The following is a 14,892-nucleotide window of genomic DNA, read 5'->3' on the forward strand; positions in this document are numbered from 1 at the left end:
AGCGACCTACCGGGCGGCAGCCGCCTGAACTTTGTCCTTGCTCAGAACTTCGCCTTTAAAGATGAAAACCTTCACACCAATCTGTCCATAGGTCGTCTTGGCTTCGGCGAAACCGTAGTCAATGTCCGCCCGGAGAGTATGCAGAGGAATACGTCCCTCTTTATACCACTCTGTCCGGGCCATTTCCGCGCCACCAAGACGGCCGGAGCAGATAATCTTCACACCTTCTGCGCCAAAACGCATGGCTGAAGAAACACCTTTTTTCATGGCACGACGGAAAGCCACACGACGCTCCAGCTGCTGCGCCACGTTTTCAGCCACCAGCTGGGCATCCAGCTCCGGCCTGCGCACTTCCTGAATATCAATCATAACTTCCTGGGAAACAACCTTCGCCAGCTCCTGCTTGAGCTGAGCAATTTCTGCTCCCTTTTTCCCGATAACAATGCCGGGACGTGCCGTAAAAATCCTCAGGCGCACACGTTTATTGGATCGTTCAATTTCAATCTTTGATACGCCTGCATGACCCAGGCGTTTTTTCAAGAACCTGCGGATTTTAAAATCTTCATAAATAAAATCAGCATAGCTTTTCTTGGCATACCAGCGGGAATCCCAGGTTTTAATGATCCCCAATCTCAGTCCTGTCGGATTAACTTTCTGACCCAACCTCTCCTCCTTCCTAGGCCGTCTTCTCGGCAACGATGACCGTAATGTGACTGGTCCGTTTCAGAATCCGGGAACCCCTTCCGCGGGCACGGGGACGGAATCTTTTGAGGGATGGTCCCTGGTCTACGAAAATATTTTTTATAAAAAGGGAGTCGACGTCGATTTCCTGCTGATCCGCATTGGCAACAGCAGATTTGAGCGTTTTCCCCAAGATCCCAGCAGCTTTCTGGGGCATAAACTGCAACACATTGATCCCCGCATCCACCGGTTTACCTTTAACTGCATCGATGATCATGCGTACCTTCTGGGGAGAGATGCGTACATATCGGGTAACTGCCTTAACCTCCATCTCCGTCATCCTTTACTTCTTCATTTTGGATTTTTTATCCGCAGCATGACCATAGTAAGTCCGCGTCGGCGAGAATTCGCCCAACTTGTGCCCTACCATGTTCTCGGAAACAAAAACCGGGATGAATTTCTTACCATTATGAACAGCCAGTGTCAGGCCGACCATTTCGGGAAGAATAGTAGAGCGCCTGGACCAGGTTTTAATAACCTTGTTATTCCTGGTTTCCTGCGCAGTAACAATTTTCTTGAAAAGACTCTGGTCCACATACGGACCCTTTTTCAGCGACCGAGGCATGAAAAAAATCTCCCTGTGCACCGGTTTCATACCGGTGTTAGACGGTTATTTGGAGCGCCGTCGTACAATGTACTTGTCGGTGGCTTTATTTTTCCTGGTTCTGTAACCCTTGGTGGGCTTACCCCAGGGAGTACATGGATGACGTCCACCGGAAGAACGGCCCTCACCACCACCCATGGGATGATCCACAGGGTTCATGGCTACACCACGCACACTTGGACGAACACCCATCCAGCGCTTACGTCCGGCTTTACCCAGAGAAAGATTGGCATGATCCTTGTTACCCAGCTCACCTATAGTGGCTTTGCAACGCAGAAGAATCATACGGACTTCACCGGAGGGAAGTTTAACCAGTGCATAGCCATCTTCCTTGGCCATAAGTTGGGCAGAAGCACCGGCAGACCGGACAATCTGTCCGCCCTTGCCAATTTTCAGCTCAATATTATGGATATGGGTACCCAGAGGAATATTAGCCAGAGGCAGTGTATTACCTGGACGGATATCTGCCGTTTCTCCGGACTGTACCGTATCACCGACCTTCAGATTAAACGGGGCCAGTATATAACGTTTTTCACCATCTGCATAGTGCAGGAGTGCAATACGGGCTGTACGATTGGGATCATACTCAATGGCCGCTACCTTGGCCGGAATATTTTCCTTGTCCCGCTTGAAATCCACAATACGATAATGACGTCTGTGTCCACCACCCCGGTGCCGGCAGGTTATACGTCCGTTGACGTTCCGGCCACCGCTCTTACTAAGGGGGCGCAGCAGACTTTTTTCAGGCGTGCTTTTTGTAATCTCGTCAAACGCAGAGTACTCCTGTGCTCTGCGACCCGCCGATGTAGGCTTTACTTTCTTAATTGCCATTGGATGCCCTCTGCTTATACGCCGTCAAAAAATTCGATTTTCTCCCCAGGCATTAACGTGGCAATCGCTTTTTTCCAATCTTTCCGCTTGCCGACAATCCTGCCCCGCTGCTTCACCTTTCCTTTTACATTCTGGGTGTGCACAGACAGAATTTTAACGTTAAAAACCGATTCGATAGCTTTTTTCACTTCGATACGGTTTGCCTTGGGAGCCACCTCGAAGGTAACCTTATTGCCTTCTTCAAGAAGGATATTGGTTTTTTCCGTGTTCAGGGGACGAATAAGAATATCATGGTAATTCATGATGCAAACCTCCCTTCAATACTCTGAACCGAAGACGGCACAAGCAGAAGATCATCGTAGCGGAGAATATCATAAACATTGAGACCTTCTGCTTTCAACACCTTAACGCCGGGAATATTCCGGGCGGAAAGCTCAAGATTCCGATTTTCTTCACCGATGACAATGAGCGTTTTCCGGGTGTTCAGAACCTGCATGATACCAACGAAATTTTTTGTTTTAATTCCGTCGAGACTCAGGTCTTCCAGCACCTTGATGTTCTCATTTTTCAGCTTGCTGCTAAGCGCCATTTTCAACGCCAGCTGCCGAACCTTCTTGGGGAGACTGTACGCATAGGAGCGAGGGTGGGGTCCGAACACAACCCCGCCGCCCCTTAAGAGCGGAGACTTAATATCTCCGCGCCGCGCACGGCCGGTTCCTTTCTGACGGAACAGTTTCCGGGTAGAACCCTTAATATCGGACCGGTTTTTTACGCACGCAGTCCCTGCCCGCCTTTTAGCCAGCTGCATCTTAACTACCTCGTGCAGCACAGCAGGCTTCACTTCCACATTAAAGACGCTGTCTGAAAGCTCCAACTGGGAAACTTTCTCGCCTTCTTTATTCCAAACATCAACGACAGCCATGGTGTTTCCTCATCATATCCAAACGCCGCAGTCCCGACGCACCGGACGGAAGCTATTTCTGGTATTTCCGCTTCTTGATCTCGAGGATTCCGGTTTTGTGACCGGGGACTGCGCCCTTGATCAGGAGGAGATTTTCCTCGGGGCGGATATCTACTATCTGAAGGTTTCTGGCCGTTTTACGATCCACACCCATATGACCGGGCATTTTTTTACCCTTTACAACACGGGAAGGCCAGGCAGAACACCCCACAGAGCCAGGGGCACGAACGTTATGGGAACCATGGGTGACTGGCCCGCGGTGAAAACCATGACGTTTTACTGTACCGGCAAAACCTTTACCCTGAGTGGTTCCAACCACATCCACAAGATCTCCAACTTTAAAGAGATCCACGGTAACTTCCTGACCCAGCGTGAACAGGGAAGGATCTTCCACTGCAAACTCCTTTACCACGGAGAAGCACTGAACTCCGGCCTTGGCAAAATGGCCCTTCATGGGCTTGTTTACTCGCTGTTCTTTTTTCGGACCAAAAGCTACCTGCAACGCATTGTAGCCATCGGTTTCTACTGTTTTAATCTGGGTAACAACACAGGGACCGGCCTGGACGACGGTAACGGGAATACTGTTCCCATCCTGGTTAAAGATCCTTGTCATCCCCAGCTTTTTTGCGATCAGTCCTTTGCACATGATCAAAGCTTCCTCTTACAGTTTGATCTCCACGTCTACACCGGGAGACAGGTCCAACTTCATCAAGGCATCGACCGTCTGCTGGGTCGGCTCCAGAATGTCAAGCATACGCTTGTGCGTCCGGATTTCAAACTGCTCCCGGGACTTTTTGTTGACATGGGGAGACCGGAGAACACAAAACTTGTTTATGCTCGTCGGAAGCGGAATCGGACCGACTATCTTGGCACCGGTCTTTTTGGCGGTATCCACGATATCCAGCGCAGACTGATCCAGCAGCTTGTGATCGTAGGCCCGCAGCCTGATTCTGATTTTCGCGTTCATCATAGTATCAAATTTTCCATTAGTTTCTCTGTTAGCCTCATACCGGCACCCTTACAGCAGCTCCACCTGCTTCTTTTCCTGATACACTCCGGAGCCTGCCAGTGCTATGCCTGCGGATTGAATTCTTATCTTTCTCGCCGGTCTGTTATGTCCTGATTCTTTCCAGAATCCCGGCTTTTCCGCTTAAGACCGTCGGCTACCAACGATAATGGGCAAATGCCTTGTTGGCTTCAGCCATACGGTGGGTATCTTCACGCTTTTTCACGGAAGCCCCACGCTTGTTGGCAGCATCGAGAAACTCCGCCGCCAGCCGGCTGGCCATGGTCTTTTCACCCCGTGCACGGGCATAAGTGATAAGCCACCGAATGGCAAGGGCCGTTCGTCTTTTTGGCCTCACATCCGTAGGCACCTGATAGGAGGCGCCGCCCACACGCCGGGACTTAACCTCCAGCATGGGCTTGACATTCTCCAGAGCCTTTTCAAAGGTTTCAAGCGGAGCTTCTCCGTTTTTTTCAGCCAGAATATCAAAGGCATCATAGAGGATGGATTCGGCGGTACTCTTCTTGCCATCCCGCATCAGCTTGTTAATGAACTGACTCATAAGGACGCTTCCGTACTTTGCGTCCGGGATCATTTTCCGCTCCGGAACTTCTCTTCTTCTGGGCATTCCCTATACTCTCTCTTTTCTCATCACTTGGGTTTCTTAGCACCGTAAAGGGACCGGCTCTTCTTCCGATCCGCAACACCCAGGGTGTCCAGTGCCCCACGAACGATGGAATAGCGCACACCCGGAAGGTCTTTTACACGGCCACCTGCCACAAGCACAACGGAGTGTTCCTGAAGGTTGTGACCAATACCAGGAATATAGGCTGAAACCTCTACTCCCGTGGTCAACCGGACCCTTGCCACTTTACGAAGGGCCGAGTTAGGCTTCTTCGGTGTTGTGGTGTAGACGCGGGTACAAACACCCCGCTTCTGCGGCCCCCCCTTCAACGCCGGCGTACTGACCTTACTGACCATACGCTTGCGTCCTTTCCGGACGAGCTGGTTAATGGTTGGCATCTTTTTGTTCTCTCCTTTCCAATGGACCCGAATACCATTACGACAAAATGTTTATTTTTATACAGACATATCCGACTTGTCAATAAACTATTCTTCTTCTACTGTAGCAATAATGTCTTCAAGGACCTTTATCTCCAGCCCCCGATACTCGTCAATCCCTGTACCTGCAGGGATAAGGCGACCCATTATCACATTTTCCTTTAAGCCACGGAGGTCATCAATTTTAGCCCGAATTGCTGCTTCAGTAAGAACTTTTGTGGTTTCCTGGAAAGAAGCGGCAGAAATAAAACTCTCTGTGGCAAGGGAGGCCTTGGTAATACCCAGAATCAAGGGTTCACCCTGAGCCGGACTCCCCCCCTTGGCAACAACCTCCCGGTTAACCCGCTCAAAGACCTTCCGGTCAATACTTTCCTCCAGAATAAAATCCGTATCTCCGACCTCCACAATTTTAACCATGCGCATCATCTGACGCACTATGACTTCAATATGCTTATCATGAATACGTACACCCTGAAGACGGTAAACCTCCTGAACCTCGTCCACAACATAGGCGGCCAGAGCAATCTCACCTTTAATATTGAGAATATCCTGGGGGTTGACGGAACCTCCGCACAACTGTTCACCAGCGCGCACATAATCACCGTCATATACGTTAAGATGCTTGCCTCTGGGAATCAGGTACTCACATTTTTCACCTACATCCACGGGCTTAATGGTTACTTTCTGCTTACCTTTTGTTCCCTTGGAAATAGCTACATATCCGTCTATCTCACTAAGAACAGCGGTCTCCTTGGGTTTTCTTACCTCAAAGAGTTCTGCTACACGGGGAAGACCACCTGTAATGTCCTTGGTTTTCGTGGTGGCACGGGGGAGCTTGGCCAGAATATCACCGGCACGGACCTCATCTCCTTCCTCCACCATAAGAACCGCACCCACAGGAAGAAAATATCTGGCCATGCCGGAACCTGTGGACAAAACAGCCGTTTTCCCGCTCTCATCCCGTATGGAAATACGTGGACGGATATCAGCAAGCTTGGATTCCATAATTGTCCGGCTGGCCTTACCCGTTACGGGGTCCACCTGCTCCTGCATGGTTTTACCCGAGTAGATATCCGAATACTTGACCACACCATCCACTTCCGTGATGATGGGGGTTGTGAAAGGGTCCCATACAGCCAGCAGCTCACCGGATTTTATCCTCTGACCATCCTCCACCTTAACCGTAGCGCCATAAATCACCCGGTGACGCTCCAGCTCACGACCCGTATCCCCCATAATGGCAAATTCACCACCACGACGGTTCATGACCACAGTATTTCCCTCGGCATTGGTTACCACCTGAATACCGTCAAAGCGGACAGTTCCTTCCATCCGGGCCTTAAGGTCAGCCTGCTCCACGCGCCTCGAAGCCGTTCCGCCGATATGGAAGGTACGCATGGTCAGCTGGGTTCCAGGCTCACCTATGCTCTGGGCAGCAATAATTCCAACGGCCTGCCCCACTTCCACGGGAAGGCCATAAGCCAGATCCCTACCATAGCAGCGGGCACAGACCCCCCTTTCCGCTCTGCAGGTAAGCACAGAACGGATTTTAACAGCATTAATACCTGCATTCTCTATTATTTCAAGAACTTTTTCATCAATTTCAACATTGGCAGGCACAATGGATTCATCGGTAAAGGGATCCAGAATATCCTCAAGGGTCACACGACCAAGAACCCTCTCCCCAAGACGCTGAATGATTTCCCCCCCCTCCGTCAGAGCATGCACCTCAATACCGCTCACTGAGCCGCAATCCGTCTCAGTCACAGCACAATCCTGAGCCACATCAGCAAGACGACGGGTCAGATACCCGGAGTTTGCCGTCTTAAGAGCTGTATCCGCAAGACCTTTACGGGCACCATGGGTAGAGATGAAATACTGAAGAACCGTAAGACCTTCACGAAAGTTGGCCGTAATGGGAGTCTCAATAATCTCACCGGAAGGCTTGGCCATGAGGCCACGCATACCAGCAAGCTGTCTCATCTGATCCTTGGAACCACGGGCACCGGAGTCGGCCATCATAAAGATGGCGTTCATGCGGTCTACTGCCCCTTCTTCCGCATGTTCATGGCGCTTGGTTTTTTTCATGCCATCCATCATGGAATTGGCAATGTCATCGGTTCCTCTGGCCCAGATATCCACAACTTTGTTATATTTTTCACCCTGAGTAATAAGACCCTCGGTGTACTGACGGTTAATCTCAGCAACCTTATCTTCAGCATCCTTGAGAATATCCCACTTATTATCCGGAATAATCATATCATCGATACCAACGGAAAGACCGCCTTTTGTGGAGATACTGTAGCCAAGATCCTTCAGACGATCCGCTAGAATAACTGTTCCCTTGGGTCCGAGGTTTCTATAGGCATAATCCACAAGCTTCCGGATAGTTCCCTTGTCCATGACTTTGTTAACAACGGAAAATGGTATCTCCATCTGCCTGTCGACAACTTCAAAAAAGTGATACTGCCCGCCGTCTTCCATAAGGGGAGACAGGCTACCGGGTTCCATGGCAAAAAGCTGCTGTACGGCAGGCCCCTTTATCCCGAAAACACGGGAAAATTCCTTGGGATCCAGAAAGCCAATGTAGGCGTTGTGATAAACATCGGCACTCTTGGAATACTGCTGAGCTACTTCCGTGAAACGTGCACCCGATGCAAGGGCCTTTTGCACCAGATCCAGGTCTTCTTGACTGGTTACCATGATATGATTGAAACTGGAAACCATGGCATCGGGAATCAGCTCCCAAAGCAGAACGCGACCCGTGGTGGTATCCACCCGGCTGCCATCCTTCATACGCACAACAATGGAGGCATGCATGGAAATTTCGCCAGCATCATAGGCCTGCCTGACTTCCATCACATTGGCAAAACGGGTTCCTTCACCCTTCACCCCTTCAATTTTCTGGGTCAGATAGTAAAGGCCCAGAACAATGTCCTGGGTAGGAATAATGATGGGCTCACCATTGGCGGGACTTAAAATATTATTACTGGCCAGCATCAGCACCCGGGCCTCAATATGGGCCTCTACGGAAAGGGGCAGATGCACAGCCATCTGGTCACCGTCAAAGTCGGCATTAAAGGCAGTACATACCAAAGGATGCAGACGGATGGCCTTCCCTTCTATGAGGACAGGCTCAAAGGCCTGAAGACCAAGCCTGTGGAGAGTCGGAGCACGGTTCAGCATCACAGGATACTCTTTGACCACTTCATCAAGGGTATCCCAGACTTCCGGCGTCTCCCGCTCCACCATCTTCTTGGCGCTCTTGACCGTGGAAACCAGACCTTTCTGTTCCAGATGATGATAAATAAAGGGCTTGAAAAGCTCCAGGGCCATTTTTTTAGGAATACCACACTGATGCAGACGAAGGTTCGGTCCGACCACAATAACGGAACGGCCGGAATAATCCACACGCTTACCAAGAAGGTTCTGACGAAAACGCCCCTGCTTTCCCTTCAAGGTATCAGAAAGGGATTTCAATGGCCTTTTATTGGTACCCGTGACCACGCGACCATGACGACCGTTATCAAAAAGCACATCCACGGATTCCTGAAGCATCCGCTTTTCATTGCGAACGATAATATCCGGGGCTTTCAAGTCCATCAGCCGCTTGAGACGGTTGTTCCGGTTGATGACCCTCCGGTACAGGTCGTTCAGGTCTGAAGTAGCAAAACGACCACCTTCCAGGGGCACAAGAGGCCTCAGATCCGGAGGCAGAACCGGCACTGTTTCCAGAATCATCCAGACCGGGCTTACGCCTGAATTCCGGAAAGCATCCACAATGCGCAGCCGCTTGGATAATTTCTGACGCTTTGCAACGGAAGTGGTTGCTGAAATATCCTCCCGGAGCTGATGATAAATAGTTTCCATGTCCATGGTTTCCAGCAGTCGCTGGATGGACTCTGCGCCAATTCCCGCCTCAAAAGCCCCTTCACCATAAAGATCCAGTGCCTCATAATATTTTTCATCGGAAAGCAGCTGAAGTCTTGAAAGTCCTGTCTCCTTGGGATCAACCACCACATAGGAATCAAAATAGAGAACCTTTTCAAGATTCTTCAGGGTTATATCCAGAAGGTTACCAATCTTGCTGGGCAGACTCTTCAAAAACCAGATATGCGCCACAGGACAGGCCAGCTCAATGTGTGCCATACGGTCCCTGCGTACCTTGGACTGAATGACTTCAACACCACATTTTTCACAGACCACGCCCCTGTGCTTCATCCGCTTATATTTACCGCAGTTACACTCATAGTCTTTGGTGGGTCCAAAGATCTTGGCGCAGAAGAGGCCATCCCTCTCAGGCTTGAAAGTCCGGTAATTGATGGTTTCCGGCTTGGTAATCTCACCAAAGGACCAGTCTCGGATCGTCTGGGAAGAAGCTAGGGAAATCTGAACTCCCGAATATTTTCTCGGGTCCATCGGCTTGGCAAAAAAATCATACAGAGTTTCCAAGTATCCCTCCTCCTTATTCACCTTCGATCAGGTTGACATCAAGACCCAGCGCCTGCAATTCTTTAATAAGTACCCGGAAAGATTCCGGCAGGCCGGGTTCCAGAACGTTCTGACCCTTGACTATTTTTTCATACATGCGTGTTCGTCCTGCCATATCATCGGACTTGACCGTGATAAATTCCTGCAGTGCATGGGCGGCACCATAGGCTTCCATGGCCCAGACTTCCATCTCCCCAAGACGCTGCCCACCAAACTGGGCCTTACCGCCCAGAGGCTGCTGGGTCACCAGAGAATAGGGGCCGATGGAACGGGCATGGAGTTTATCATCAACCAGATGGTGCAGTTTAAGCATATACATGGTTCCTACGGTAATGGGACCGTCAAAGGCCTCACCCGTAAGACCATCATAGAGGGTTGCCTGACCCGAAACACTGACTCCGGCCTCTTCCAGCAACGCCTTGATTTCAGACTCCTGAGCACCGTCAAAAACCGGAGTTGCCATATGCACGCCCCTTCTGTAGCGGCCTGCAAGGGCTATCAGATTTTGATCATCGGACTCATTAATACTTTCTTCCATCTCAGCCTGGGATTTAAAAATACGACCCATTTTATCACGCAGGGCGTCGCTGTCCTTTTTACGTATCATTTCATCCAACTGCTGCCCCAGACAACGGGCCGCCCTGCCCAGATGAATTTCCAGAATCTGTCCGACGTTCATACGGGAAGGCACACCCAAAGGATTAAGAACCATATCCACGAAGCTGCCGTCTTCAAAGTATGGGAGATCTTCCACCGGCAGAATACGGGAAACAACACCCTTGTTACCGTGACGTCCTGCCATTTTGTCCCCAACAGAAAGGATACGCTTGATGGCCACATAAATTTTGATCATTTTAATCACGCCGGGGGGCAGATCATCACCCTTTTCATAGCGACTTACCTGCTCTTCAAAAACCTGGCGGGAATTATCTATCTCACTGCGCCAAAGATCTATCACCCCATGTACACGTTCGGTGACTGCGGCATCTTCAAGGATAAGCCCTTCTAACTGAGAAACGGAAAGTCCTTCAAGGGCAGAAGCATCCACAACCGTACCAGCTGACAGCAGGGTCTTTTTCGCCTTACGCAGATCACTCTGAACAGTCTGGCCCATGAGAAGGCCAAGAATTCTCTGCAATGCCGCTTCTTCAATGATGGCAATACGCTCGTCCCTGTCTTTTTCATACTGACGGATTTCTTCATCCTCAATACTTCTGGTACGTTCATCCTTATCCACGCCTCGGCGGGAAAAGACCTTTGCATCAATAACAATACCTTCAACGCCGGGAGGTACCCGCAGGGAGGTATCTTTCACGTCACCGGCTTTTTCACCGAAAATAGCCCGAAGAAGCTTTTCCTCAGGAGAAAGCTGAGTTTCACCCTTGGGGGTTATTTTACCCACAAGAATATCTCCGGGAACTACTTCAGCTCCAAGACGAATAATTCCTGAATCATCCAGATCTTTCAATGCCTCTTCACCGACATTGGGAATATCCCGGGTAATTTCTTCCTTACCAAGCTTGGTATCCCTGGCTACAACCTCAAATTCCTCAATATGGACGGAAGTGAAAACACCATCCTGCACCAAACGTTCACTGAGAAGAATAGAGTCCTCGAAGTTGTATCCGCCCCAGGGCATGAAAGCCACGGTGACATTTTTACCCAAAGCCAGCTCACCCTGCTCTGTGGAGGGACCATCAGCCAGCACCTGACCCTTAACAACCCTTTGACCCATTTGAACAATGGGACGGTGATTAAAGCAGGTGTTCTGATTGGAACGGGTAAATTTAGAAAGGGCATAAATACTTACCTGATTGTCGAGGGATTCCCCCTCTTTCAGTTCATGTCGAACCACAATGCGGGAAGCATCCACGTTCACAACCACGCCATCCCGTCTGCAGACAATGGCGACCCCGGAATCTCTGGCCACAACACCCTCTATACCGGTTCCCACAAGGGGTGCTTCCGTCCGGGTCAGGGGAACAGCCTGACGCTGCATGTTGGAACCCATGAGTGCCCTGTTGGCATCATCATTTTCAAGGAAGGGAATCAAAGAGGCAGACACACTCACCAGCTGATTGGGTGAAATATCCATCATCTCTACTTCACCGGCGGGAACCATCTGAAATTCACCGGCAATACGGGCAGTCACAAGGGGATTCACATACCGCCCATCATCACCCACAACGGCATTGGCCTGGGCAATGGGGTGATCTTTTTCCTCAAAGGCGGACAGCATGCGAACATCCGTTGAAACCAGCCCTTCCCGAACCATACGATAAGGCGTTTCAATGAATCCAAAATCATTGACCCTTGCATAGGTACACAGAGATACAATCAGACCGATGTTGGGACCTTCCGGTGTCTCAATGGGACAGATCCTGCCGTAATGGGAAGGATGCACGTCACGGACTTCAAAGCCTGCACGTTCACGGGTCAGACCACCGGGTCCCAGGGCGGAAAGACGACGTTTATGAGTTGTTTCAGAAAGGGGATTGGTCTGATCCATGAACTGGGAAAGCTGACTGGTCCCGAAAAATTCCTTAACCACTGCAGAAACGGGCTTGGGATTCACCAGATCATGGGGCATGAGGGTATCAACTTCCTGCATGCTCATACGCTCCTTGATGGCGCGCTCCATACGCACAAGACCAATGCGATACTGGTTTTCCAAAAGCTCGCCAACGGCACGCACGCGGCGGTTACCAAGGTGATCGATATCATCCACCACGCCCTGGGTATCCCGCAGTTCCACCAGGGTTCTGGCGGTCAGCAGAATATCTTCCTTGCGAAGGGTGCGCACATCAATATGAGTATTTATACCAAGGCGATGATTCATTTTCAGGCGGCCCACTCCCGAGAAATCATAATAAGCAGCCTTGAAAAAGAGATGATCTATAAACTCTAAAGCCACTTCTGGAGTGGCAGGATTACCCGGTCTAAGCCTTCGGTATATTTCAACAAGGGCTTCTTCCCTGGATGTGGTTTTATCCGCCATCAGAGTTTTACGTATACAGTCAGCACTGTAGTTGGCATCCACAAAAAGAAGCTCAAAATCCCGCACACCACTTTCCTGCATGCGGGCAAGAATTTCTTCTTCAAGAATATCACCGGCTTTAACTATCAGATCCCCCGATTCAGGATCAAGAATATCTGCCGCAACACCCCGGTCAATCAGCTCTTCCGCATTTACCTTCAGCTCAGTAACACCAAGGTTTCTAAGCTGGCGTATGGCCCTTTTGGTGAAAAAACGGCCTTTACGGACAATAACTTCTGAAGTTTCAGGATCCAGGACATCTTCGCTGGCCCGCTGTCCTTTAAGGCTCTGTTCATTAAAGGCCTTAAAATATTCTTCACCACGGACTTCAATACGCTCTTTCAGATAGAAATAAGCCAGAAGATCTTCGTTGGTATATCCAAAGGCCTTGAACAGGATGGTCACAGGGAATTTACGGCGGCGGTCGATCCGGATATATACAATATCTTTAGGATCAATTTCCATATCAATCCAGGACCCGCGCACAGGTATCACCCTGGCCGTGTAAATAATTTTTCCGCTGGAGTGGGTCTTTCCCTTGTCATGATCAAAGAAAACACCACTGGACCGATGAAGCTGGCTGACCACAACACGCTCGGTACCATTCACAATGAAAGTACCCCGGGGCGTCATCAGAGGCACGGTCCCAAAATAAATTTCCTGCTCTTTTATATCCCTTATGGTTACGGTACCCGCATCTTTATCCACGTCATAGACGACAAGACGGACCCGGATACGCACAGAAATTTCATAGGTCATTCCACGATGGATACACTCGCTTACTGAGTGCTTCACCTCACCGAAATCATAGGACACGAACTCCAGTGATGCGGTTCCCGTGAAATCCTTGATTGGGAAAACAGATTTAAAGACCGCCTGCAGACCGATGTCCCGACGTTGATCCGGCGTCACATCCATTTGAAGAAATCTCTCATAAGATTCCCGCTGCATCCCGATAAGATCCGGGATATCAATAATGGTGTGCTTTCCGCCGAAACGCTTTCTCACACGCTTGTTGGCCAGAGGGCTTCCGGACATGGCTTCTCCCCGATTGCTTACGCAACAGCGGAACAAGTCCGCGAGCCAGGGCCCACGGACTTAATTCCGCAACAGCGTTTATGTGAACGGATGGTGAAAACGACAGGACAAGACAGGAATCGACTACTTAAGCTCAACCTTTGCACCAGCTTCTTCAAGCTGCGCCTTGAACTTATCTGCTTCTTCCTTGGCAATACCTTCTTTGACGGGAGCGGGCGCACCTTCAACAAGATCCTTGGCTTCTTTGAGACCAAGACCAGTAATGGCACGTACTTCCTTGATAACGTTAATCTTCTTGTCTCCTGCAGCCACAAGAATAACGTCAAATTCGGTTTTTTCTTCAGCGGGAGCAGCAGCAGCACCGGCAGGCATAGCAGCCATGGCAACGGGAGCAGCAGCAGATACACCGAATTTCTCTTCAAGTTCCTTAACAAGCTCGGAAAGCTCAAGAACTGTCATGTTTGCAATAAAATCAATTACATCCTGTTTGGTAATTTCAGCCATGGATCAAGCCTCCAAAAAACAAGCGTTTTTATAATAAATAAGGATAATAGTAAACGATCTGCCTGCATGCCAAAGTATCAGGCAGCTTCTTTCTGGTCTTTGATGGCCGTCAGGACATTCACAAGACCACTGGGAACAGCATTGATAACGCGGACAAAACCGGTAGGTACTGCAATCATAGTAGAAAGTACCTGTGCCAGCAGCTCTTCACGGCTCGGAAGTTCAGACAGAGCTTTAAGATCAGCAAGTCCTAAGGGTTTTCCTTCGAGGACAGCAACCCTGATTTCCAACTTATCATTGGCTTCTGCAAACTTGGTAAGAACCTTTGCAGGAAGAACCGGATCCGTTGTGCTGAAGCAAATGGCACTTGGGCCTTTAAAGTGGTCCCGTATAACATCAACCCTGGTTCCTTCCGAGGCCCGCCTAAGAAGAGTATTCTTAACAACCTGAATTTCTGCACCAGCTTCCCGGAGTTCCCGTCTGAGACGGGAGAACTGTTCTACATTCAGTCCTTTATAATCCGCAACAATAGCAATCTGTGCACTGGCGAGACCTTCGTGCAATTTCTGCACAAGCGCTTCTTTTTCGGACAGCTTCATTTCCTAACACCCCCTTTC

14 protein-coding genes are annotated in these 14,892 nt (G+C 49.8%); all 14 read right to left on the reverse strand.

Annotated elements, in window-relative coordinates; translation table 11 throughout:
• Window positions 1-6: 6 nt before the first annotated feature.
• The 14 genes from rpsC to rplJ all read right to left on the reverse strand — a co-directional run bounded on the left by rpsC (window position 7) and on the right by rplJ (window position 14,874).
• Window positions 7-663: a 30S ribosomal protein S3 gene (gene rpsC / locus FIM25_RS07880; protein ID WP_139448030.1), complete on the reverse strand. Its 657-nt coding sequence runs from the start codon at window positions 661-663 to the stop codon at window positions 7-9.
• 13 nt (window positions 664-676) lie between these two features.
• Window positions 677-1,012 carry a 50S ribosomal protein L22 gene (rplV, locus tag FIM25_RS07885; RefSeq protein ID WP_139448224.1) on the reverse strand — a complete coding sequence of 112 codons (336 nt, stop codon included), beginning with the start codon at window positions 1,010-1,012 and terminating at the stop codon, window positions 677-679.
• A gap of 12 nt (window positions 1,013-1,024) precedes the next feature.
• Window positions 1,025-1,306: a 30S ribosomal protein S19 gene (gene rpsS / locus FIM25_RS07890; protein ID WP_139448032.1), complete on the reverse strand. Its 282-nt coding sequence runs from the start codon at window positions 1,304-1,306 to the stop codon at window positions 1,025-1,027.
• 45 nt (window positions 1,307-1,351) lie between these two features.
• Window positions 1,352-2,176: a 50S ribosomal protein L2 gene (gene rplB / locus FIM25_RS07895; protein WP_139448034.1), complete on the reverse strand. Its 825-nt coding sequence runs from the start codon at window positions 2,174-2,176 to the stop codon at window positions 1,352-1,354.
• Window positions 2,177-2,190: 14 nt separating this feature from the next.
• Window positions 2,191-2,478 (reverse strand): 50S ribosomal protein L23, encoded by a 288-nt coding sequence (gene rplW, locus FIM25_RS07900; RefSeq protein ID WP_139448036.1) that lies wholly within the window; start codon window positions 2,476-2,478, stop codon window positions 2,191-2,193.
• Entirely contained in the window at window positions 2,475-3,098 is a 624-nt protein-coding gene (gene rplD / locus FIM25_RS07905) for a 50S ribosomal protein L4 (protein ID WP_139448038.1), read from the reverse strand. The genes rplW and rplD overlap by 4 nt, the downstream gene beginning before the upstream one ends.
• 52 nt (window positions 3,099-3,150) lie before the next feature.
• Window positions 3,151-3,783 (reverse strand): 50S ribosomal protein L3, encoded by a 633-nt coding sequence (rplC, locus tag FIM25_RS07910; RefSeq protein WP_139448040.1) that lies wholly within the window; start codon window positions 3,781-3,783, stop codon window positions 3,151-3,153.
• Window positions 3,784-3,798: 15 nt separating this feature from the next.
• The gene (rpsJ, locus tag FIM25_RS07915) at window positions 3,799-4,107 is read right to left on the reverse strand and encodes a 30S ribosomal protein S10 (protein WP_139448042.1); all 309 of its coding nucleotides are present in this window, start codon (window positions 4,105-4,107) and stop codon (window positions 3,799-3,801) included.
• Between the two features lie 193 nt (window positions 4,108-4,300).
• Window positions 4,301-4,771, reverse strand: a complete 471-nt coding sequence (rpsG, locus tag FIM25_RS07920; RefSeq protein ID WP_139448044.1) for a 30S ribosomal protein S7 — start codon at window positions 4,769-4,771, stop codon at window positions 4,301-4,303.
• Between the two features lie 23 nt (window positions 4,772-4,794).
• Window positions 4,795-5,166, reverse strand: a complete 372-nt coding sequence (gene rpsL / locus FIM25_RS07925; RefSeq protein WP_139448046.1) for a 30S ribosomal protein S12 — start codon at window positions 5,164-5,166, stop codon at window positions 4,795-4,797.
• Between the two features lie 87 nt (window positions 5,167-5,253).
• Window positions 5,254-9,657 carry a DNA-directed RNA polymerase subunit beta' gene (gene rpoC, locus FIM25_RS07930; RefSeq protein WP_139448048.1) on the reverse strand — a complete coding sequence of 1,468 codons (4,404 nt, stop codon included), beginning with the start codon at window positions 9,655-9,657 and terminating at the stop codon, window positions 5,254-5,256.
• Window positions 9,658-9,670: 13 nt separating this feature from the next.
• Complete coding sequence (gene rpoB / locus FIM25_RS07935; protein ID WP_139448050.1) at window positions 9,671-13,771, reverse strand: DNA-directed RNA polymerase subunit beta; 4,101 nt, start codon at window positions 13,769-13,771, stop codon at window positions 9,671-9,673.
• 123 nt (window positions 13,772-13,894) lie between these two features.
• On the reverse strand, window positions 13,895-14,275 hold the full coding sequence (gene rplL, locus FIM25_RS07940) for a 50S ribosomal protein L7/L12 (protein WP_139448052.1): 381 nt from the start codon (window positions 14,273-14,275) through the stop codon (window positions 13,895-13,897).
• 77 nt (window positions 14,276-14,352) lie between these two features.
• On the reverse strand, window positions 14,353-14,874 hold the full coding sequence (rplJ, locus tag FIM25_RS07945) for a 50S ribosomal protein L10 (protein ID WP_139448053.1): 522 nt from the start codon (window positions 14,872-14,874) through the stop codon (window positions 14,353-14,355).
• Between the last annotated feature and the right edge of the window lie 18 nt (window positions 14,875-14,892).

Source organism: Desulfobotulus mexicanus, assembly GCF_006175995.1.
GTDB lineage: Bacteria > Desulfobacterota > Desulfobacteria > Desulfobacterales > ASO4-4 > Desulfobotulus > Desulfobotulus mexicanus.